The organism is Ohtaekwangia koreensis (assembly GCF_900167975.1).
In the GTDB taxonomy this organism is placed as follows: Bacteria; Bacteroidota; Bacteroidia; order Cytophagales; family Cyclobacteriaceae; genus Ohtaekwangia; species Ohtaekwangia koreensis.
The window spans coordinates 3,161,303-3,185,120 of sequence record NZ_FUZU01000001.1 but is presented as its reverse complement, the minus strand read 5'-3'; the positions used below and the strand labels follow the sequence as shown (position 1 = coordinate 3,185,120).

18 protein-coding genes are annotated in these 23,818 nt (G+C 43.8%); 17 read left to right on the top strand and 1 reads right to left on the bottom strand.

The features are described 5' to 3' along the window. The first annotated feature begins 8 nt into the window (after positions 1-8). Positions 9-746 carry an SDR family NAD(P)-dependent oxidoreductase gene (locus B5Y40_RS12520; protein WP_079686987.1) on the top strand — a complete coding sequence of 246 codons (738 nt, stop codon included), beginning with the start codon at positions 9-11 and terminating at the stop codon, positions 744-746. A gap of 109 nt (positions 747-855) precedes the next feature. Next, the gene (locus tag B5Y40_RS12515; protein WP_079686986.1) at positions 856-1,779 is read left to right on the top strand and encodes a DUF6268 family outer membrane beta-barrel protein; all 924 of its coding nucleotides are present in this window, start codon (positions 856-858) and stop codon (positions 1,777-1,779) included. A gap of 388 nt (positions 1,780-2,167) precedes the next feature. Here B5Y40_RS12515 and B5Y40_RS12510 read toward each other — a convergent pair whose 3' ends face one another. Next, the gene (locus B5Y40_RS12510) at positions 2,168-4,681 is read right to left on the bottom strand and encodes a phosphocholine-specific phospholipase C (protein WP_079686985.1); all 2,514 of its coding nucleotides are present in this window, start codon (positions 4,679-4,681) and stop codon (positions 2,168-2,170) included. 378 nt (positions 4,682-5,059) lie between these two features. On the opposite strand from B5Y40_RS12510, the gene B5Y40_RS12505 reads away from it, so the two are divergent. The 15 genes from B5Y40_RS12505 to B5Y40_RS12440 all read left to right on the top strand — a co-directional run bounded on the left by B5Y40_RS12505 (position 5,060) and on the right by B5Y40_RS12440 (position 23,809). Next, the gene (locus tag B5Y40_RS12505) at positions 5,060-6,652 is read left to right on the top strand and encodes a hypothetical protein (RefSeq protein WP_079686984.1); all 1,593 of its coding nucleotides are present in this window, start codon (positions 5,060-5,062) and stop codon (positions 6,650-6,652) included. A 55-nt stretch (positions 6,653-6,707) separates the two neighbouring features. Then, complete coding sequence (locus B5Y40_RS12500; protein WP_079686983.1) at positions 6,708-7,256, top strand: condensin complex protein MksE; 549 nt, start codon at positions 6,708-6,710, stop codon at positions 7,254-7,256. Next, the gene (locus B5Y40_RS12495) at positions 7,231-10,911 is read left to right on the top strand and encodes an ATP-binding protein (RefSeq protein WP_079686982.1); all 3,681 of its coding nucleotides are present in this window, start codon (positions 7,231-7,233) and stop codon (positions 10,909-10,911) included. The genes B5Y40_RS12500 and B5Y40_RS12495 overlap by 26 nt, the downstream gene beginning before the upstream one ends. Before the next feature lie 302 nt (positions 10,912-11,213). Next, complete coding sequence (locus B5Y40_RS12490) at positions 11,214-11,639, top strand: helix-turn-helix domain-containing protein (RefSeq protein ID WP_079686981.1); 426 nt, start codon at positions 11,214-11,216, stop codon at positions 11,637-11,639. A 164-nt stretch (positions 11,640-11,803) separates the two neighbouring features. Next, positions 11,804-12,415 carry a Pvc16 family protein gene (locus B5Y40_RS12485; RefSeq protein WP_143785717.1) on the top strand — a complete coding sequence of 204 codons (612 nt, stop codon included), beginning with the start codon at positions 11,804-11,806 and terminating at the stop codon, positions 12,413-12,415. Positions 12,416-12,419: 4 nt separating this feature from the next. Continuing rightward, complete coding sequence (locus tag B5Y40_RS12480) at positions 12,420-13,598, top strand: hypothetical protein (protein WP_079686979.1); 1,179 nt, start codon at positions 12,420-12,422, stop codon at positions 13,596-13,598. 9 nt (positions 13,599-13,607) lie between these two features. Further along, on the top strand, positions 13,608-15,059 hold the full coding sequence (locus B5Y40_RS12475; RefSeq protein ID WP_079686978.1) for a phage tail sheath family protein: 1,452 nt from the start codon (positions 13,608-13,610) through the stop codon (positions 15,057-15,059). 49 nt (positions 15,060-15,108) lie between these two features. Further along, a complete protein-coding gene (locus tag B5Y40_RS12470) occupies positions 15,109-15,540 on the top strand; it encodes a phage tail protein (protein ID WP_079686977.1) in 432 nt (143 codons plus the stop codon). Positions 15,541-15,543: 3 nt separating this feature from the next. Next, positions 15,544-16,011: a phage tail protein gene (locus B5Y40_RS12465; RefSeq protein ID WP_079686976.1), complete on the top strand. Its 468-nt coding sequence runs from the start codon at positions 15,544-15,546 to the stop codon at positions 16,009-16,011. A 2-nt stretch (positions 16,012-16,013) separates the two neighbouring features. Continuing rightward, entirely contained in the window at positions 16,014-16,184 is a 171-nt protein-coding gene (locus B5Y40_RS29635) for a DUF5908 family protein (protein WP_159453689.1), read from the top strand. Beyond that, positions 16,184-16,864: a CIS tube protein gene (locus B5Y40_RS12460; RefSeq protein ID WP_079686975.1), complete on the top strand. Its 681-nt coding sequence runs from the start codon at positions 16,184-16,186 to the stop codon at positions 16,862-16,864. Before B5Y40_RS29635 ends, B5Y40_RS12460 begins: the two co-directional genes overlap by 1 nt. 6 nt (positions 16,865-16,870) lie before the next feature. Continuing rightward, positions 16,871-18,514 (top strand): type VI secretion system tip protein VgrG, encoded by a 1,644-nt coding sequence (gene vgrG, locus B5Y40_RS12455; RefSeq protein ID WP_079686974.1) that lies wholly within the window; start codon positions 16,871-16,873, stop codon positions 18,512-18,514. Between the two features lie 11 nt (positions 18,515-18,525). Next, positions 18,526-18,819 carry a PAAR domain-containing protein gene (locus B5Y40_RS12450; protein WP_079686973.1) on the top strand — a complete coding sequence of 98 codons (294 nt, stop codon included), beginning with the start codon at positions 18,526-18,528 and terminating at the stop codon, positions 18,817-18,819. Positions 18,820-18,845: 26 nt separating this feature from the next. Further along, the gene (locus B5Y40_RS12445) at positions 18,846-19,265 is read left to right on the top strand and encodes a GPW/gp25 family protein (RefSeq protein WP_079687188.1); all 420 of its coding nucleotides are present in this window, start codon (positions 18,846-18,848) and stop codon (positions 19,263-19,265) included. After that, positions 19,262-23,809, top strand: a complete 4,548-nt coding sequence (locus tag B5Y40_RS12440) for a carboxypeptidase-like regulatory domain-containing protein (protein ID WP_079686972.1) — start codon at positions 19,262-19,264, stop codon at positions 23,807-23,809. Before B5Y40_RS12445 ends, B5Y40_RS12440 begins: the two co-directional genes overlap by 4 nt. Positions 23,810-23,818: the final 9 nt, after the last annotated feature.

Below are 23,818 nucleotides of genomic sequence, written 5' to 3'. Positions count from 1 at the left end.
CAGAATATATGCCCTCCGGAAATTCAGACAAGACCGTACTTATACTCGGTGCAAATTCAGACGTAGCGAAAGAGGCTATTGTACTATATATAGAGAAAGGATATCGTGTGATCGCTGCCTCACGTAGTACGGATCAACTTCATCGCTTTATACAAGACCGCGCTATACCCCAAGAGAAAGTTGAGATATGTTACTTTGACGCCGCTGCATTTGAAACACATGCTGCGTTTTATAGAGGTCTCGCCGTAAAACCTCACATCGTGGTATATGCAGCCGGTTTTTTAAAGGATAACTTACAAGCCCTGCTTGATTGGGAGGGAAGTTTTCAAATGATGAAGGTACATTATTGCGGTGCCGTTTCAATTCTCAATATTATAGCCACCGATGCTTCCAACAAGAATCTGGAGCGCATTGTAGGACTTTCATCGCTGTCCGGAGTTCGCGGACGCAAGAGTAATTTTATCTATGGCAGCACCAAGTCTGCGTTCACGCAATACCTGGCCGGTCTTCGTCAGCATCTCTTTGGGCGCGGTGTTGCCGTAAACGTGATTGTTGCAGGCTACATTCGAAGCAAGATGACGGCCGGCTTAAACTTGCCTGAATCACTTATGCTCGAACCAGCGTTCATTGCGAAGTCTGTTGCCGATCCCGGGAATTCATTTACGATCGTTCCGGGATTCAAATGGAAAATCATCTATCACATTCTGCGTTTACTTCCTGAACAACTCGTGGCTAAATTACCGTAAGCATCTATCCACACAGAAGTCAATAAACCTTACACGCTTATGTGATTTTTCGAAAACGCTGAAATTGCCTTCAGGGGAATGACTTACTTTAAGTATTACAAAATGTTATATGAATTCACTGCCAGGCTCACAGATCGTTTTAGTATCGTTGTTAAGTATACTTCTTGCGGCACCTGGTGTGCAGGCACAAGACCTGAAGCCGGGGTTGCCAGGCATGGCTCCTTCAAAATGGATTACCGTAAAACATACCCAGGCTCCCGATAGAATTTTTCGCACAGACAATTCCAAAAGACAAAGCTATACACAGGAGGATGTTTTTTTCAAGCTTTGGATTCCATTGGTCATGAAGTCGCGATTCAGTGTTATAGCAGGCCCGCAGTATAGAACCGAACAACTTGAATTTACGGGCTCTGGTGAAAACCCGATGAAGGAACTCGGAAACTGGAACCTTCGGTCGATGGGTATAGATTTCAAATCATTGATTAACCTTGATAGTACTTCATGGCTGCTGGTGAACCTGAATGCAAATCAATGCAGTAACATGAATGACGTTGTGAGCCAGGCTGTACCACTGAACTTTACATTGACATCACTTTTTCTTCGTAAGAGATCTGCCAATAAAGAAATAGGTTTCGGGCTGATGGTAAACAACCTCTTCCATAGATTCACATTTATGCCGGTGATGGCTTTCAACTATAATTTCTCCAAGACAAGCGGACTTGAAATGTGCCTGCCCCAGAAAATTTCGTGGCGTAACAATCTTTCAGCAACAGATATACTCTACGTGAAAGCAGAAGCCATGACGCGTAGCTACTATATTAAATATGATGATAAAGACTCGACTCCTTTCCGCAGAGCAGAAGTAGATTTCGGAGTCGCCTATAATAAACAAATCAACCGCGTGATGGGAGTTGAAGTCTTCGGTGGTTATCGTAAAAACATATCTTGCCGCCTTCCCGATGATATCTTTGCTGTGAAAACTTCAGGCGCTGTATTCACCTGCGAATTTTATATCCGGCCACCTCGCCTGTAACGTTGTGCTGACAGCATAACACTAAAATCGACATCCTTAACAACCGGGTACTTCTTTAATATTTTCCCTTTCGTCTATACAATCGCCCGGTACATCTACAAGATTAAAAGCGCGTGCAATTTCATCCACGCATATTCCGTAATATAGTCAGACAATTTGAGAGATTAATTTTTGGGGAGTCTTCCGGCATCAGCACCCGCACTTTGTGCTGATGAAGAAGCAGAAAAAAACAAATCATCTAATGATAGAGGGTCACCTTGTAGAGGGGTGTTTTAGGGGGATGATTTTTTGCCTTTGTTCGCGCTAGCAAACAAAGGCTTTTTTTTTGATGTCTATATAGTTTGTGTTATACCTGCATCCTTCCCGTAGACCTATAGTATAACAACTGCTATACCATGGTTCTTCCCATAGCCGGATCGGTGAAGCTGTGTTTCCCCGTTTCGACTCTGCCGGCATAACGTCTTTTAAAAAGTTCATAGCCCTTTACGGTGACACTGAAATCATACCAACCAAAACTGTTGGCCAGATGAATAGTGATCGCTCCGTTGCCGTTAGCTGCTATACTTTGATTCAGATTTTTGCCATGATACGCATTGTCATGGATGTCAATGCTGATTGCCTTGGAGCCAGCATTCAGAATTTTTAATACTATATTTCCGGTGAGCACTTTTTTGTTTTGTTCATATTCCAGGGCTATAGTTCCCAGCGGATCATGCGCGTTGCCGGTAAACTCACGAAAGAATCCATTCGGTCCGTATACCGCCAATTGATATTGCTGTCCCTCGAATTCTTCCAGCGGCCATGCATCAGTCAATTGATCTCCACTGGCTACTGCATACTGCCTTGGTATACCCTGGTTGTTTGCATATATAGTGAACGGTGCGCCCGCACTCTTGCTGCCGAAGATTTCATTGCGAGCGGCTATCTGAATTTGAAAGGATTGTTTATCAGCACTGATTTTTCCATCCGCATAAAGCTGGTAGGGGAGTGCATTGGAAGCACGGATTCCTTTCTCCTGCTTAGGCATCAGGGGAGATGCAAATATATTTTTGTTGATGAGTGAAATTTCTTCTTTACTCAATGCTTTATACCCGAAAGGATCTTTTTTGAATTTAGCTTTATGGATACTCTCAATCACATCGTCTTTCGCCAGGAATGAAGGCAGCTTAATCGTTTCTCCCTGGTAGGGTTGAAAGACCGAAGTAAGATCACCACAAACAGTTCTTCGCCAGTTGCTGATGTTTGTCTCTTCTATTTTCTTTCCAGTCTTATGACTTAAAAATTTCTCCAGGAACTGAAGTATAGAAGTGTGATCAAAGACTTGTGAGTTCACAACACCACCGCGACTCCACGGAGATGCAATCACAAGAGGAACACGATATCCCAAGCCTATAGAACTTTCACGCGCTTCATCGGCAGCGTTGCGTTTTCGGTCTTGCTCGAGTGTTACATATTCAACACCGGTATCAATTCCTTTCGAGGTAAGGCCGGATTCAGGCTTATTGGGAACCGGAGGAACGAAAGGCGGGACGTGGTCGAAGTATCCGTCATTCTCATCATAGCAAAGAATGAAGATCGTTTTCTTCCACACTTCCGGTTTACTGGTAAGTATATCCATGGCTTCCGATACATACCAAGCGCCATACCATGGTGCTCCGGGGTGATCAGAAAAATTCTCGGGAGCAACCAGCCATGATACAGTAGGCAGTGTATTGTTCTTAACATCTTCACGGAACTGGTGTAGTATATCGCCCTTGGGAATCTTTACTTCACGCTCAACCTCGCCATCTTTATAGGACAACGTAGCGAGTGAATGATAGTCAGGATCATGCATATTGGTGGTGAATGCTTTTTCGTGCAGGTTCTTTTCACGCTGCGACAGCTTGCTATAGTTCTCCGGTGTCCATACCCTTTGTTCTTCGATTGAAGTTTTTAACCAGCCATGCCGTTGTATTAATTGTGCTTTAGCCTTTTCAACCTCCGGACTCCCGGAAGGCAAAGCGTGGACTTTCTTTTCAAGTGCGTTGATCTCTTCCGTCAGCAAGGTTATTTTCTTTGGAAGGAATCGTATATAAGCAGGCAGAAACTTTACGTGATACTGCGAGAACCATTCAATGGGATTGTCTGTAAAATTAGCGAGCCATGCATCTTCTTCTCCCTCAAAACCAACGCCCACACTGATCTCATTCTGGTATATCTTCCAGGATATAGCGTTATCTTCGAGTCGTTCTGGAAATGTAGTCCAGGCGGCTGGTATATCATAGTCAAGTTCGGAATTACGAACACGCGCCTGTGAAGTACTGTTTTGCTGATCGCGAATTGTACCCGTCCATAGATATAGTCTGTTGGGTGTAGTGCCGGTCAACGATGAACAGAAATTCTGATCACAGATAGTAAAGGCATCTGCAAGAGAATAATAGAATGGTAAATCTTCACGATTATAGTATCCGAGCGTTAAAGGCATTTTGGCGTAATCCGGATGTCCTGATTTTTTAGCTTCGAGCCACTGATCATATTTACCACCGTTGCGTGCATCCACCTGGTCTGTCCAGCCATGTGGAAGTGAACCCATCCACGTGGCCTTGGTATCTTTTATGTTGAGCCGAAAAGGAACATATGTTTCGTTGGCAGCATTGGTCTGCATCCATACCGAATTCTTATTGGGCAATCGTATAGCACGCGGGTCATTGAAGCCACGCACACCTTGCAGGGTTCCATAGCAGTGATCAAACGAACGGTTTTCCTGCATGAGTATAACAACATGTTCGGCATCGAGAAATGTACTTCCGACTTCCGGGTTGATGGCGAGTGCACGTTGAATAGAGGGTGGAAGAACACCCGATAAGCCCGCTGCTCCTGAAAGCATTGCCGCCTTTTTAAGAAAGTCTCTGCGTGAATCCATGCGATTATGATCAGCTATAAAAATAGACTAATCTGGTTTTATCTATTGTGGTTTCAGGTTGAATTAAAAATTTGTTAATATGGAGAAAGGGTGAGCAGAGACAACACAAAAGCTTCAGTTTTTGGAATCTCCAAAGATTGGCGCTTTATCAAGTTTTTAGTTTTATAATTTTCTTAATCTTTCATCTAATAATTACCACTTAATCAGAATATTATCACGTGCCAGCTAATGCAATGAATCGAGCTTTGTCGAAAAGATTTACGCTACCTAAACTTGTTCATTATATTTGCAGATTCTCTGCGAAGGAACAGCAGAAAAAATACGAGACTCAAGAAGTCGCGCCAGGTTCAATAAACAATAACAGCCAGATTTTACGAAGTGAAGAATCCGTTAAGCATTAAAGATCTTATTAACCTGCTCTACCAAAACAGAGAGGTGATCGAAATGCTTTTTGGTAACAAGGACTCCGTTAACAAATCCGAGATCCTTGCCCGTGAAGATATGACGGACGAGAAGCTTGAAAAGCTGGTGATGTATGAGCTCATTCACGAGAACAACAACATCATCGGGCTTGACGATCGCATTACAACATTCATCGAAGAATTCCTGGAGATCGGAGAGGTAACAACCAGTTTCATCAACGATAACATACAGACTTTAACGGAGAGTCTCAAGTACTATCGCATCGATAGCAATCCAAAATTTCTGCGCAGCATCAAGCGTTCTTTAAAGAAGATCAATTCCACTACCTCGCGTGAAGTGATGAAGCTTCACAAGAATATAGATGATACCTACAAGAACCAGGACAACTATGTTATCAAACTGCAGGAACTTGATAAGTATAAACGCAAGCGTGATGATATCATTAACCTGATTAAGGAATCCGAACAGATTGTCTCTGATGCACAGGGATTTTTCAATACGATCATAGATGCTGAGCTTAGTTCTATCGTGCTTGATCTTCGGTATACATTGGTGCGTAACCGCGATTATCTCAACGAGATCCAGTCGCAGATCATCGACTATATCAATAAGATCCAATATCAGTCAGAGATCTATAAGAAAATTCAGCGACTCAAGGAGTTGAAAGATTATGAAGAGCTGAAGTATAAAACCAATTTCGTAGAAGTAGTCGCCAATACGAAAGCCTTGTTCTTTCATAAGCGTATTCCACTGAAAGGAAGATTGTCTTTGGACTTTCTGCACTCTGATCATGGTTTTATGCTTACCAAAAAAGTGGCATCGAAACTACATTTACTTCGCAATACACATCGTAAACCGGCAGGGAGGTTAGCAGCAGGATTCGATAACAGCAACCTGGAAGAATCATCCAGCCTGAATATTACCGGCCTTGTAGACAAGTTCTTAAAGACGGATGATGATCTCTTTCAATTTGTGATGCAATACCAGTTTCCGGAGAAGGTAGGAGAGCTCAGTCTTGAAAAACGCATTTCACTATACGTTGGTATTTCCATTGACTTTGATGACAAACTTCAGATCAACGGGAAGTTCGGTAAAATGAATTTCGTAAATGAAAAGAACCAGAACCAACGGGTGGGCTATGCTATTATTAAACCCAAGAAGCAGGCACACGGTGTAAAGCTGAAAGCAGAGAGTGAAATGCAGTCCGGAGAGGTTCAGGATATAGTTCTTAAAGACAACGCGATAGAGGTTGAAACAAAACTTTCTGAACTGAAAACTGAAAATATAGCAGTGGCAGAAGAGACAGAGAGCAAACCGGTAAAAGAACCGAAAGCCAGGAAGAAGGCTCTGAGCAAAAAGCAGAAACAGGAAAGCGAGCCACAGAGCGAATCTCCAGATGTTGTTCTTAAAGCAGAGAATGAAATACCGAAAGTTGACATCGAAATATCAGATCTGGACACTCAGCATGAAGTGTTGCAGGAGAAAGTAAAAGAACCTAAAAGTAAAAAGCCAAGAGCCCGCAGCACCAAGCTAAAGGCGCCACGCTAACAAAATATACAACCAGGCTTTCGGCTTTGTGCCTAAAGCTTTATGAGATTAACGAATGAACATTCCTAAACAGACACCGGAAATATTCAGTATACTCAGTAAGGGTAACTTCATCAGCTCCAACGGGAGTAAAGGAAAGTTATTCGATGTTATTGCCTACGAAGATAACTTTGCAATTCTCAAAGAGTTCTTCAGCCATACTGGATATCACCTGGAGAAAGGCTATAACTATTTTTATTTCAGTCAACAGGAAGAGACCAATACGTTGATGGAAAAGAAGCTCGAGCAGTTTGCGTATTACATTGATGTAATGGATTTCTTTTCATCGATGGATACAAAGCCCGCAGTGGGCACACGCTATCGCGTTACACAAATTGCAGAAGAGTGCTATGCGAACGAACGCCTGAAGCAAAAACTGTTTGCCTTGTCGCGGAGAGAGAAGATGACCGACAAGGTAACGGAGATTGCCAACGACCTGACGACCGGAGGATTTTTTGAACAGGAAGATGAAGATACCTATAAAGTAATGGATGCGATTCATTATCTCGAACAGGTTATTTCACTAATTACAATTGAAGATGATGGAGAACAGACGAATCCTTAACCGGATCATATTTATTAATATAGCCAACACGGATTACGCCAGCATAGAAATAGCGGGGAACACGTGCTTCGTTGGTACCAACAACATGGGCAAGACAACCTTGCAGCGTGCTATATTGTTTTTCTACAGTGCTAACACACGCGGTCTGGGTATATCAAGTTCACAGAAGTCTTTTGAAGATTATTACTTTCAGTATCCGAACTCCTATATCATTTACGAGATTGCTACAGAGGAAAGTATATTTCACGTAATGGTATATCGCAACAATAAGCTTTTCTATCGTTTCGTTGAGAGCCCCTTTGTTCAGGAACACTATATCGATAACAGTGAAGCATTATTGCCCAAGCAGATCGTGGCCCGGTTCAATGAGCAACGCATAAACTATAGCGACCAGATTGAAACGTTTGAGCGCTATCGGAATATTATATATGGCGCTGATCCTGATAAGAAGTATAAGAAGTTCGCCCTGATGAAAGGGAATAGCAACTATCACAATATACCGCTTGCCATAACCTCTATCTTTTTAAGTTCAGAGTCCACTATACGTGCAGAGTTTGTAAAGGAGTGTATTGCCAACTCGATTACTACCAAGCATACCAACATCGAGCTGAAAACGGTAGAGCGGCAACTTCGCCAGTTTACAGAACGCTATCAGGATATAGAGACCTTTTTCAGGAAGGAGAATTCACAACGGGGTGACCTTATCAAAGATAACTTTGGAAACATACGCAACCTCAAACACAAGCAACGTTCTCTTGCAACAGAATTAGGGGGAGCATTGAAATATGCCATCGAGCAGAAAGAAACGCTGGTAGAACAGGTTAATGCCAAGCGTGAAGAGATCACGGCCGTAGAACAGGAGTTCCGTGAAAAGGAAAGTATACATCAGGAGAAGAATAAAGAGGTCAACCAGGAAATCGGTGCATTGAAATCAAAACTTCGTGAAGCCGATAAAAAGCTGAAAGAGTACGAAGATAAAGGTATACGTGAATTGCTTTTGAAAGCTGAGGAGAAACCTCAACTCGCTCTTGAATTGCAGGCACGCGAAACAGAATATGCAACACTCACTGCAGGATTCAGTGATGTAGAGCAGCAATTCAAAACATTGTTCAGTGCGCTGGAGAATGAACGCAAGGAATTTGAAAATGTACTCAATGCAAAAGGACTTCAACTCGACAGAAAGCTGGAAGAGGACAAGAACAACCTGAAAGAAAATTATCGCAAAGAGGAAGGAGAGTTAAAAGAAAAATTCCGTTCGGAGACCGATCGCTTTAAGCAGCTGCTCAATCAAAAAGAGCTTGAAAGAAAAGACGCTGATTTCAAAGAAAAAGATATTCATCAGAAGAAATACTTCGACAAAGAGATTGGGTTGTTAAAAGGACACCTGGAAGATATAGCGCGTCATAAAGTGGAGCGCTCTTCCTTGCTGAGTATTAAGAACAACACCATTGAGTCGCTGAAGAAAGAAGGTGATCACATTCGTGATAAGAACAAGCTTACATCGGAGCAATATGTATCGCGAAACAAGGAAGAAGTTACACTGCTGGAAGAAAAGATCAAGAGCATTGACGCAAAGCTATCTATACATCAGAATACATTCTTCGGATTCCTCCAGGAAAACTATCCTGATTGGTATGCTACCATTGGTAAAGTATGTAACGAGGAAATTTTGTTCAACCAGGATCTTAACCCCAAGCTTCTCAAAAAACAGATTGATACCTTGTACGGGATTGAACTCGATCTCTCCAACGTAAGTGTATATTCAAAGACACTCGAAGAGTATGAGCAAGAGAAGAGCATGCACCTTGAAAAGCTCGCCCAACTCAATCATGCGTTCCTTGAATTCCGTGAAGCGCAGGCACATGAAGAACAGTCACGACTAGCATCAATCGGTAAGAAGACTGCGCACCTGAAAAACGAGATCGCGCAGCTTGAATACGAAGCCGGTCAGGATGAACAGAAAGACAAACAGTATAATCTTGATCTTCTCGAATGGAAAAGCAAAGGGGAAGCCCTTCGTGAAAAGGATCTACTGGAGATATATAGTGTACAGGAAGCCATTAAGAAGGAATCGGCTTCACTGAAGCAAACAATATCAGAACTTGATGCTGTGTTGAGTAAAGATATAGCGACTCTGCAGAAACGCTTTAACGATAAGCTTGTCCAGGTCACAAAAGCATTTGAGGCAGAAGCCGCAAAGTTAAAAGAACAGAAAGAAGAAAAGGTTGCAGAATACGATGAGCGCAAAGCCAATCTGCAAAAGGAGAAATCAAAAGTACTCAAGACAAAAGGTGTTGATGATACGCGCATAAAAAAACTCCGGTCAGAAATTGAGACAACGAAAGCAGCACTTGATGCGCTTGATAAACACTCCGAACTTATCAATGATTACCGCAAAGACAAGCGTGAGCTTTTTGATAAGACAGAAGAATTTAAAAAAGAGAAAGAGAAATTTGAAGAGCGTATTAAACAATCGGAACGTGAATTTGCAAATGAAAAGCAGATGCACGCAAAGAGGTTGTCACAATACGAAAGCGATACCCGCTCATTAGCCGAGGAATTAAAAAGATACACCGATGGCCTCGAGCATTTCGAAAGACACTTTCGTGAGCGCGCATTGTTTGATCGTCTCCGCCATGTTATTGAGCCTGCTCCTGCAGAGCATTCAGAGATCGGTATCATTGGACTTTGCTCTCAACTCCTGGCCAACGATACAGAATATCACAATCAATTTGAAAAGTTCAGAAATAACGTCACGGAGTTTGCCGGAAGATTCCGCCCTGATAACCATTTGAATTTTAAGATCAATGCACAGGCCGGTGAAGGAGAATACGAACGCTTCGCGGCTTACTTGCAGGATTTCTATAATGAGAATAAAATCCAGACATCTATAGCGGAAGTCGCCAAGAGTCACGGTATGTTGATCGATGCCATTGCCAGTAAGATGAAAGCACTTATCGAGCACAAGGGAAGGATCGATAAGATGGTAAGTAAAATGGAAGCCGATTTCAGTAGGGCTTCCTTTGAAGGCTCACGCTTGATCGAGTATATCAAGTTGAAGTCGGAGGACAGCGAGAATAAAGTATTGCGAAAGCTACAGCGCATAGCAGAGTTCCGTGATCAAAACCCATTTCTATACGGTGAAGCGAACTTGTTTAACCAGGCCAATAAAGCAAAAGCCGAAATTGATAAACGCTCTGTTGAATTACTGAATGATCTTCAGAAAACGATAAGTGAAGAGAAGCATGAAGAGATTCGTGTGCAGGATTTATTTGAATTGCGTTTCAGAATCAAGGAAGGTAAAAACGATACAGGCTGGATTGAAAAGATCGATAAGGTTGGTTCAACCGGCACCGACATGCTTGTGAAAGCTGTGATCTATATAACACTGTTAAATGTGTTCATAAAGGAATCAACAGAAAAGACAGCGCGTAATTTCTTCGTGCATTGTATCATCGATGAAGTAGGACAGATCTCGGCCACGTATTTGAAAGAGCTTATAAACTTTGCAGAGGAACGCAATATTTGCCTCGTGAATGGTTTGCCAAATGAAAGTAAACTTGAGACACACTATAACTATACCTATAAATTCCGCAAGGATCAGAATGGATTTGTTAAGGTTGTGCCGCTGCTTACCATGAGCATCGAGCCGTAGTAAATTATTATTTTGTTCTAATGAGAAAGCTCAAGGTATAAATCCTTGAGCTTTCTTTTTTACAGACGTTGTTTCAACGCCAATCACAATATGCTATCAGATGTTTTAACAACAGAGCCAAATATACCTTGTAATTGCATTTACCGTTAAATGACGGTCACATGAATGGGTTATAGACCATTGTGTTTACATATACGATATTTGATTTTTGTTGCCTTCGTCATCATCAAGGCTATAAAAACATGATTCAACACGAATCCTTTAGTGCCGATGTTGTAGTATAATTTTAAAAAGCTGCTGTTATGATAAAAGAATTCAAGATCAATTCCGGAAAAGACACGATCAGCAAACTACATATGAACGCTGCTGATAAAGATCTCCATGCTGCCATTTCATTTCTTGAACAATGCAATGAGCAATATACTATTGCCATTGATATTGTTGATCCGAATCTTGCCAAGGCGAAGAGTCGCGAAGATAGCAATATCAAAAAGTTACTCGAGCAACTCACTAAACGCGAGTGTGAAGTGTTGAACCTCGCGTTTCAACGTCTTCAGAATAAAGAGATCTCCGAGAAACTCTGCATCAGCCTGGAGACGGTAAAGTCACATCGCAAGAATATTATATCCAAAGCCGGAGTACGTTGTCTGAATGATCTCAAAGATATACTGTTCAAAATGACGGACGTAGAAAGTTTTGATTTTCTCAAAAATCACTCCTGGGGGTGATGTGGCGCTTCAAGGGTATATATACCTTTGCATTGTTATTAGAAAAAGACCCACTACAACCCTGAACCTCTTCATTGGCGCAATGTAACAATTGTTGTCCCTGTTATTCTTTACTGTTTTTCGGATTGTTAGTGGTTAACGGATTTAATCTGAAAGGAAATGCTATGATACGCACAGCGTTGGAATTTATCAGAAAAGAATTGGAGGTATATATAGTGGACCGTGAACAGGACCCCGCAAATTATACCATGAACAATGTGGTGGACCTCAAGCCCGTTGTTTTGCCCGATGGAACATTCAACCTGAATACAGCAACGCACGTCACCATCGTGCTGGCCGGTATTGATGAAGAACGCAGAGAGGGAAAGAGTCCCTATTATATACCGGTAGAAAACAAGCAATTCATGAAATTGAACCCGCCTGTTGAACTCGATCTCTTCATTTTGTTTGCTGCACATAATACCAATTACGAAACCGCTCTCCGCGACCTGTCAAGTATAGTATCCTTTTTTCAGGCGAATCCGGTATTTGACGAATTGAAATTCCCCGCTTTAAATGCAGGTGTTACAGATCCCGTGAGTAAATCCTGGCAGCTCATTGAGCGGCTAAGCTTCAAGCTTCATAGCCTGACATTCGAGCAACAGAATAATTTGTGGGCTATGCTGGGCGGTAAATATATACCGAGTGTTGTCTACAAAGCGAACATGCTTACCGTATTCGATATGAAAGGTAAAGAATCTGCACCGGCTATAACTGAAATGAATTTTGCAGAGTAATGTTATGGGAATCCTGAAAGTAAAATATAGTGAACTATTCAAAGTGTCGGTGGCGCAGCCGTTTTATCAGAATGCTGTATGCCCGAAATATACCACGGACCCGCGTCCTGACCTGGAGTTCATTCCTACAAAAGAGTGTATTCAACGAATGAGTCACCTTAACCTGCTATATAAAAAAGAAGATCAGCATGGCGGCTTCACGGTATGGGGAAGTATAGAAGGCACAAGCGGTGGTAATGATCTGTTAAAGTTCAAACCGATGAAAACCGATACGCTTACATTTTTAGTGCTACTGAGAAATCCATCGCTTGCAAACTTTAACGACTTACCACAAACGTCTCTGGCACAAGCGTATTACTTTACAAACCAGTTAATTGACCTGGCTGCTTCCCGTGATGATCTTCACCTTAGCAACGATCCGTTGGGTGTTAAAAGCGCTGACACTATACGCGTAACATTTGGTACCTATACCTATACGAGCATGGTTCCGGTTGCACCCGGCACTGCGCGTGTAAAGCATCTTCCTTCAGGAAGAGAAATGCTGCCCAAATCCTTGCTCACCGAATCAGGAAAGAGTTACCTCATCTTTGATCTTTCATCGCTGGCACCCGGTAAATGTCAGCTTTTGATCGGTGGTATAATTACCGAGGAATTTTACTATGGTGGAGTTGTCGCAGATGTACCAATCTTTGGTATCGTAGATTTTTCACTTGATCCGGCCTTGCAGGCTAACTATAGAATTGTCGAACCTGACGGATCGATCACGCCACAACGGCCTGCCTACCGGCTACGCTTTATCAGCCGGCAAACTTTGTGGCGTTACAGACTTATACTGCAGCCTAACAGCCCCTTATTCCTGGAAATGGCCGCACTTAGCCCTGCAGATAAAACTGATTTTATCAACCGGCTTAATATAGTCAGTAATGATACAACCATACTTTTCACCGGCAATCACATAAGTGATACAGTCTTTGAATTTATATCCACCAGTCCTATACAACTTCGTGAGAAATATTTGTCCTCTACCGGCGGACCGCACGATGCGTTAAGCTTTACCCTGAAGAAATACCTGGGCGATCCAAGAGAATCTGCTGTACGTTCTAATTTACCCTATCCTGCAACGGATAGGGTAGACGCTACGGCAAGCCCAACTATATATTCCGATATCTTATTAACACTTTAAACTATTAAAATGGCCAACTATCGTTCACCCGGTGTTTATGTAGAAGAAATATCTCTTCTGCCACCATCCATCGCTGAAGTTGAATCAGCCGTGCCCGCGTTTATTGGGTATACTGAAAAAGCGACCTTGCTTGTTGCAGGTGATCTTACCGATGTACCAACTCCCATTACCAGCCTCGCTGATTTCAAGCAGTACTTTGGCGGACCTCCCACGGAGGTAGCAACGAATGTAACCCTGGCGGTAGATGAATTGAAGACCGGTACACAAACGACTGGATTCAAAACCACGATCACGGTAAATACAGCAAACACCAGCGACCATATTTTATACTATGCCCTGAGACACTTCTTCACCAACGGTGGCGGCAGGTGCTATATCGTTTCGATTGGCGGATATACCGGAACCGTAGCACAGGCCGATCTGGAACGTGGCCTCGACATCATTGCCAATGAAGATACACCCACGATGCTGGTAGTGCCCGAAGCAATTAATCTTGCAGCGCAAGCTGCATATGAAGCAGTCAATCAGAAGATGATCAATCAGGCCGCTACACTCAAAGACCGCTTTGCGATCATGGATACATATCTGACCACCGTGCCGAAGACCTCGAGCTCTGTCAATGCAGATGTAGCAACCGCTATAGGTACTATACCCGTAGATGGCTCCATCAGAAGATATGGCGCGGTATATTACCCGTATCTTGAAACATCCTATAGCTATAACTTCGATTTCGATGCACTCACCATTGGTACGCATACTATAAATGGTGCTGCGCCAACCGTACCGGCAGATGATAAGACAGGCGTAGCTTTATCCGTATTGAAAAATACAGCTTCGAGTATGTATAACGCCATCGCTGCAGAATATGGTAAATATCATATCGTGCTGCCACCATCAGCCGCTATGGCCGGAGTATATTCCCGTGTCGATCGGGAGCGTGGTTTCTGGAAGGCTCCTGCCAACGTTGGTCTCATGGACGTTGTGAAGCCAAGAGTATCGGTGTCCCGTTCAGAACACGATCTTCTCAACGTGAACTCTGATACCGGTAAATCTGTCAATGCTATTCTCAATATGCCAGGATATGGAACTGTTGTCATGGGAGGAAGAACCCTCGATGGTAACGACAATGAGTGGCGGTATATAAATGTAAGACGCTTCTTCAGCGTGGTAGAAGAATCAATCAAGAAATCTTCGAACTGGGCAATCTTCGAACCGAACACTTCACCGACCTGGGTAAAGGTAAAAGCGATGATTGAAAATTATCTATACCTCAAATGGAGAGATGGTGCATTGGCAGGGGCAACTCCCGAGCAGGCGTTTTTTGTAAATATAGGACTGGGATCTACCATGACTTCCGTAGATATACTGGAAGGTCGCATGATTGTTGAAATCGGTATGGCCGTTGCACGTCCTGCAGAGTTTATCATCCTGAAGTTTGAGCAGATGATGCAAACATCGTAGTGCTCCATTATTCATATTTATTCATTCGTAATCATTAACTATATACTATATGCCTTATCCATTAACTGGTTTTCACTTCACCGTGTCGTGGGGTGGAGATAATATAGGGTTTTCAGAAGTAAGCGGACTCTCCGTTGAAAATCAACCCATCGAATATCGTGACGGGCTGATGTCAGCCAAAACACTTCCGTTAAAAAGACCAGGACTGCGCAAAGCAGGAAACATCTCGTTAAAGCGCGGTCTTGTAAGTGCCAACAATGATCTATATACCTGGTTTAACAACTTCGGTGAACCCAACGTAACCAGACGCACGCTCGTCATTACGCTGCTCAACGATGAGGGCAATCCGGTGTTTGTATGGACTATATCTGAGGCGTGGCCGGTGAAATGTGAAGGACCGGGTTTAAAAGCAAGTGGTAATGAAATTGCAATAGAAACCATTGAGCTTGCACACGAAGGTATCACAGTAACGCCTGTATAGTATATGCCAGCCTATTATCCTCCTTCCGGTTTTCATTTTAAAGTTGAGTTTCTCGGGGTCAGCGGTATGTCCGGTGATACTGAGCAGCGCTTTCAGGAAGTAAGCGGTTTATCCGTAGAAGTTGAAACGGAAGAACTGCGGGAAGGAGGAGAGAACCGGTTTGTATATAAACTTCCCAAGCGAGCCAAGTATCCAAACCTGGTCTTGAAACGGGGACTTCTCACTAATACGGCTATACTCGGTTGGTTTAAGTCTGCGATGAATACATATTTCACGGTGCCTATATATGATTTTCAACCCGCAGATATACTCATCACACTCATGGATGAAACGGAATCCGGTGTAGCAGCCTGGAAAGTTTTTCAGGCCTATCCACTGAAGTGGTCGTCTTCCGATTTCCGCGCCAACGACAATTCAGTTGTTGTTGAGACACTGGAATTTGCTTATCAATATTTTGAAAGAATACTATAGCAATGCCTGTACAAATTAATGAAGTGATTATCCGGGCGGTGGTAGATGCCCCTGGTAATGGAAATTCACCAAGCTCACAAAGCAGTGCGCAGAGCAGCAACACTGATGGTGACTCGGATGCAGAAATAGCTGAAAGAATATTGGAAATCATTCGCGAAAAACTTGAACGATAATGGATGTACAAAGTCTTGCCAAGTTACCCTTCAATCTGAAGATCATTCCCACCACGGTGGATGGTATACCTGCGGGATTGCCATTTATAGCGATGTTCAATCCCGAGAGCTTTAGTGTACATGAGGATCTTGTGTGGAACAGACCATGTCCTCCCGGAAAGCAGGGCTCTGAGCCTACCTATGTAAAGACCAATCCAAGAACCTTTACAATTGAATTTACCCTGGATGGAACGGGTGTAAATACCAATGGAGTAAAGATACCGGTAACAGCACAAATGGCATTGTTTCGTGGAGTAACAACCAACATCCGCGGAAGTATACACCGGCCGCATTACCTCATGGTACAGTATGGGACATTCATCAATGTATGCATTATGAATTCCTCGAATGTAACCTATACCATGTTTGATATGTTCGGCCTGCCGATACGGGCAAAAGTAAGTGCCACCTTTACCGAGCGTACTATAAAAGGACTAAGCGATGTATTGGGAATGCTTTCATCGCCAGACCTGACCCATCGCAAGACTGTAAAGGAAGGCGACCTGTTGCCGCTGCTCACACGTGAAGTATATAATAATCAGCATTACTATATACAGGTGGCACGCGTTAACCGGATTAAAAACTTCCGCAAACTCAAAGCGGGAACAGAACTATTCTTTCCACCACTCTCAAAAAAATAGATCTATATGGGACTGGATAGTTTGATTCCCGGAACGGATTCTGCCACGGATGTTGTCAGCCAGAAAGTATTTGTGAATGGTGTAGAGTTAAACCACGAGGCACTGCTCTTGCAGATCACCGTGAATAAGTCATTCAACAAGATCGCATCCGCGAAACTCACCTTTGCAGACGGTTCACCATCCGAACGGGATTTTCCGCTTAGCAACGATAACAATTTCAAGCCCGGCAACGAGATTGAAATTCAACTCGGATACCATGGCGAAGTTGAAACGGTATTCAAGGGGATCATTGTAAAGCATGCGGTCAAGGTAAGACAGCAGTCGTCATCCTTGCTGATGATCGAAGCCAAGGACAATGCGATCAAGCTTACGGCTGCCCGCAAAAGTATATATCACATTGCTAAAACAGATAGCGATGTTATAGACACGCTGGCGGGTAATCTTGAAAAGGATATCGAAGCAACGACATTTAATCACAAACAATTAGTACAGTTTAACGCCACGGACTGGGACTTTATAGTCATACGTGCAGAAGCCAATGGAATGCTGGTGTTAACCGATGATGGTACACTGATCGTAAAGAAACCGGACGCCACAACGGAGCCGGTACTGGTTGCAACGTTTGGCCAGAATATACTTGAATTTGAAGCCGAGATGGATGCACGCAGAGTAAAGCAATCGATCACGAGTCATGCGTGGGACTATACGCAGCAAGAGGTTGAAAATTCAGAGGCGGGTGATTCTACATTTGCTGAGACTGGAAATTTTTCTTCTGATGAATTGGCAGGTGTGCTCGAAGCGCAGGTAAAACTCGTTCACTCGGGTCGTCTAACACAGGCGCAATTACAGGATTGGTCTGACGCCTATGCATTGCGCAATCATTTGTCCAAAGCTGTTGGCAGAGTACGCATTGAAGGCAATGCCGCAGTAAAGCCTGGTACCATGGTTACACTCGAAGGCGTTGGCGATCGCTTTAATGGAAATGTATTTGTAACCGGTGTACTACACCACTTCGAAGAAGTCTGGCACACCGATATACAATTCGGCTGGCGTGATGATTGGTTTTATGCCAAGGAAGATGTAATGGATAAACCGTCTTCGGGATTGCTTCCAGGTGTGAACGGTTTACAGATCGGTATAGTAACCGATATTGACGACAGCGAAGAAGGTGGACAGTATCGTGTAAAAGTACATATACCCTTGATAACAACCGGCAACGAAGGTATATGGGCGAGGGTCGCCACACTGGATGCAGGATCGGACAGAGGTATATATTTCCGCCCGGAAGCAAATGATGAAGTAGTGATCGGGTTTCTCAACGATGATCCGCGCGAAGCGGTTATTCTCGGATGCCTTCATAGTAAAGATGCACACAAGTCGCCACTGCCGGAAGAGGATGGAGCAACACAACATGGTATTGTTACACGGGAAGGTATAAAACTGATTTTTGATGATACCAACAAACGGCTCACGTTACGGGTACCGGCCGGAGCAGGTGAGAAGTCACTCATCATCAACAATGACTCGAATGCGTTCGAGATGAAAGATGAAAATCAGAACAGCGTCAAGATGGATGCGCAAGGAATTACGATACAAGCCGGAGCCGGCAAGAATGTAATCATCAAGGGTACACAGGTAATGATAAACTAAAGAGTATATATATGCCGGCCGCTGCACGTATCACCGATAATCATATTTGCCCGATGGCAAACCCGAATGGTAATCCGCATACAGGCGGACCGATCATGCCGCCCGGTATACCTACCGTGCTGATCGGAGGACAACCGGCAGCTACGATGGGAAGCATGTGCGTTTGTGCCGGGCCGCCTGATAGTATCACACGGGGTTCATCTTCGGTGATGATCGGAGGGCAGCCGGCAGCGCGGCAAGGCGATACCACAGCCCATGGTGGAAGTATAGCAGGCGGTTTACCGACCGTACTCATTGGAGGTTAATGTATAGACAAAAAGAAATCATCATCATGAAACCGATCGATAAATCATTTTTAGGAACAGGCTGGAATTTTCCTCCTACATTCCGCAGAGAATGGTATGGCGTTGAAATGCTTAGCGAGGAAGAGGATGTCCGGAGCAGTATATATATAATCCTCTCTACGGTCACGGGCGAACGCGTCATGCTTCCAACATTTGGTTGCAACCTGCAGCCGAAAGTTTTTGAAGTAATGAACGTTGCCAACATTGCTCTGATCGAAAAGATCGTCCATGATGCGTTGGTATACCACGAACCCAGAATCAAAGTAGAAGAACTCTCCACGGAAGTGAATCAGCAGGAGGGACGGCTGCTGATCACGATTCAATATACCATCATCAGTACCAACACACGGTATAACTATGTGTTCCCATTCTATATGAACGAGGCCACTAACATTGAACACTCATGAGCTGCAACTGTCACACCGAAATAACCCGAGACGGTTCCGGTCAATTAGGCCGTTACCTCAAGGCACTCGATCCTGCGTATGCTCCTATAGATGAACGCAGCATCGAAGAATTACTGGTGTTTATAAAACGCTATGCATCGCAGATCCGCTTCTATGATTTGCCAGAGAGTAATCCGGACGATACTCTTCCCGCAGCAAAGAGAAGCTGGCGTGAATTCTTCAGCCGCGATATGGCCGTTATAGCAGCCGGTATAGCGCTGACAGATATAGCACAGATAAAGAAAGATTTCGAAGAGACACTTCAAAATCTTCAGCAGGATCCGGATGCCGGTATATATGCTGCACTTTACAGCCCGATCATTGGTATGGCAGCGCGCATTGACCGCTGGTATACATTGGCGATTCCTGAAAACCCGTTGTATGAAGACCTTACCCTTGCTATACAATCCACACTGAAAGGACAATTCAAAAAGATACTTTCGTACGAGGAAGGTTTTAAACTGGTAGACCCTGGCAAGACACTAAACTTTGATTATTCCGAGATAAAGAATAAAGCCTTATGGGGATTGGAAGAACCCCTTATAGCGGACGGAAGTATATACCAGGGAGCCGATGAAGCAGCAAAGATCAGAAATGCCGCGCTCTACGTTGAGGATATATTTCTCTCATTCTATGGCTTCACACAAAAACTTGTAGATGAATCATCAGGCTATTTAGCATTCGCGCTGGAACAATATCCTGCGCACCAGCCGCACATGGCGTTGTTTATAGCATTTCTCAAACTGTTCAGACTTGCACAGGAGCAAATGAATGGTATAACGGAGCGTATGCTGAATTTTTACTACCGTGATGTTCTCCAGCTTACCGAAAAGCCATCGGTTCCGGATCGCGTACATATAGTCTTTGAACTTGCAAAAGATGTGGCGGAATATGCAGTTGCTCCGGGAACGGAACTTTCTGCCGGGAAAGATACTTCAGGTAAAGAGCAAGTATATAAAACCGAAACTGACCTGGTGGTCAACCAGGCTAAAGTAAAGGAGCTTAAAACGATTTTCATTGACAAAAAACTTCAAGACACTACGACTATCATCAACGGCATCTACGCGCAGCCGGTGGCAAACTCTTTAGATGGATACGGTGAAAAGTTTACAGATCCCTATCCTAAATGGCCGTCACTCGGCAAACGGATTAATATAAATAGGAATCCTAAAAATATATGCGAGCGAATTGAAGCAGTACAAAACCAATTGTATAACAGAAACGAGGCTGCTATAGGTTTTGCTGTTGCATCGCCACAATTGGTGTTGCAAGGTGGTATGCGGTTAATTGCCTACCAGCTTGCAGGACTTAGCAAAATATATACTTCGGATGCTAATGAGGCGGAGCGCAAGGTAAGGATACAGTTAACAACTGAAAAGGGCTGGCTTGTTGTGGACAAACCAATGCCTTCCAAAACAGCGCAAAGTTTACCCAGCGCAGGCAACACTGTCTTCGATGTGCAAACCGCTGTGACGTATGCCTGCTATCATTTTAGCGGAGATACACTGCTGGTGCTGCTGCCTCCGGGAGAGGCGGCCATTGTTTCTTTTGATGCCGCAGTACATAAAGATGCATTTGATACTATATATCCTGTTATGCAGGTTCTTATGGGACCTTCCGTACAAATGCCTGAGGAAGATTTCAAGAATATAGAATTTAGAAATGCCGCGCTGGATGTATGGGTTGGCTCGATTAGCCAGACAGGTCCTAATCAGCCAGCAGTTCCGCATTTTGACGGACTAAAAACATTGACACTTCAAAATGATGATGGTGCTTTAGATCCGTCTAAAGTATTTGATCCGTTCACGGCCTATCCCAACAGAGGTAAAAGTCTATATATAGGCAGCTCCGAAGTATTTAATAAAACCCTCGATGCGTTGTCTGTTAACATCCGGCTGGCAAATCCTGTTGATAGTGTTATCATTGGCCGGAAAGCCGTTGCTGCCGCTGCCAATGACGGTGAATATACCTTAACCGGTTTGGCTTCTCGCAGTTGGATATCCTTGGTTGCAGATGATAATTACGTAACTATAGATGACCTTGCCCAGAATGTATTGGCGGCAGAAAGCGGCAATAAAATACTAAGCCGTCATCCGATCGTATATGATGAAATATACTCTCATAAATCTACCAAGGGTTTTTTACAACTGGAGTATAACCGGCAACAAACCGCTACTGGCGATCAAGGGATTTTTGAGGTGATGCAGCAGACTGCGCAGAATCTGAAAATAAAAGAAATTTCCATCAGCTATCATTCGAAACTGGTCAGGCTTGAAGCCGGTACAGATCAATTCTTCCAGGTATATCCTTTCGGTATAGTTGAAGCTGATCTTGGTGAAAGAAGTTCGAGGTTGCAAAATTCAACAGTCAAGGATTCTGCTAAAGCATCCTCAACAACGGGTAGCGAACTGCTTAATCGATTATCTATAAACCAGGACCTGCTCGTTGATACCAAGGGTAATCTATTACCTCAATTTACATACCTGGATCCATATGCGAAATATAGTGCTGTTACCGTGAAGACGGCAACAGCAAATCCGAAGTCGGATTATCCTATAGTATACTCCGGATTGCACACGAAAGAAAGTTCAGCCGGAAAACAACTTACGGCTATAGACCAGTTGATGATTGATGCCAGTGGTGTACGGGAAAGAATCGAAGGTGGCGCCAATCAGTACTCCGGATTATTGCAGGAAGAAGGTATGCTCTTTATAGGTATAGAGAAATTGAAGCCGTTGCAGACGCTCTCGCTGTTATTCCAGTTTGCAGAAGGAAGCGCGGAAGATGAAGACAACGATCCGCCGGCCATTCACTGGTCTTATCTTACAAACAATGAGTGGCGTCCATTGAAAGGTGAAAATATAGTCGCTGATGACACCTATGGTTTTCAGACTACCGGTATAGTAAAGATAGATGTACCGGCCGATATTACGAGTAACAACACTATCATTACAAATGGCTTGCATTGGTTTTGCGCAAGTGTTACGGAGCACGCGAATCGCATTCCACACCTGGTAGATGTTGTGGCACAAGCTGTGATCGCAAAGTTTGAAGATCGGCAAAATGATCAAACACACTTCGACAACGCACTGGCTGCTGGCAGCATCAGCAAGCTTGCTGTTAAAGTTGCAGAGGTGAGCAAAGTGATCCAGCCTTTCGCTTCTTGGGATGGAAAACACCAGGAGATCGGAAAAGAATTTTATACCCGTGTCAGCGAGCGGTTGCGACATAAGGGACGCGCGATCAATGTATGGGACTATGAGCATCTTATCCTGGATCGGTTCCCGACCGTCTACAAAGTAAAAGCGATTCCAAATGCCGACCCGGAATGTTTATGCCGTCACACGGACCCTACCAGTATATATACTATAGCGGGACAAGATGATTGCTGTGGACCGCAGGTAGCACCCGGGCATGTGTTAATCGTGCCGATCGCTAATTTTAAGAACAGGAATGCACTCAATCCCCTGCAGCCCAAAACAAGTCGAAGGACACTATTGGAGATTGAATCCTATATAAAGAAACGCACCTCACCCTTCGTGCGCGTTCATGCGAAGAACCCGCTATATGAACAAGTACTGGTTTTCTTTCGCGTGAAATTCTATCTCGGTACAGACAAAGGATACTACCTTAAAAAGCTCAATGAAGAGATCGTGCACTTCCTGACCCCATGGGCCTTTGATGAAAATGCTGATGTTGTATTCGGTCAGAAGATATATGCATCCTCCATCATTAACTTCATTGAAGAGAGACCATATGTTGATTTCATAACTGATTTCATCATGGGAGTCTGCAAAGATGAATGTTGTTTGCCGGGGGAATTGCAGGAAGATCAGTCATCGGTGACACAATCACCGGATGGCCGCCCCATCATAACCGGTATAGTATATGATAGCACATCGGGCGCGCCACAAGCGGGTGTTACGGTACAAGTCAAAGGAGCGACAGCAAGTACGGTTACCGATGCAAGTGGAGCATTCACGCTACATCCAGGTACCATGGAATCGGTAATCCTGACCTTCAGTTTTGTGGGATATACTTTCAAGGAAGTAAGCTCACCCGTAAACAGGTCATGGAAGATATACTTGCTGCAAAACGTAAGCGGTGATGATTCCGGTGATGATGAAGATCTTATTGAAACGTTGAGCAAGGTATGCGGATGCGATAACATTGAAGCTTTACTGCAGGACAAATCTGAGTTTAGAGGAGAGGTCGTTGCCAAGCCATCCACATCGCGATCCATTCTCGTATCAGCCCCACGACACATCATCATTCCGTATGAAGAAAAGCCAAGGCTTACACCTTGCGAAAAACTGCGTGAATCAAAGCGCACGCCACAGCGGAGTACAAATGAAAAAGCCAATATAGCAAGGCCAGCGTTTAAACCAGTTGCGACCGTGAAAACAACTAAACACACAAATACAGATATAGCGTCAGCCTCCGGCAAGCAAGTTGAGAAGAAGGATGTTCCCGCCAAGAAGCGATCGGGGAGACCTAAAAAATAGCTTGGAGGT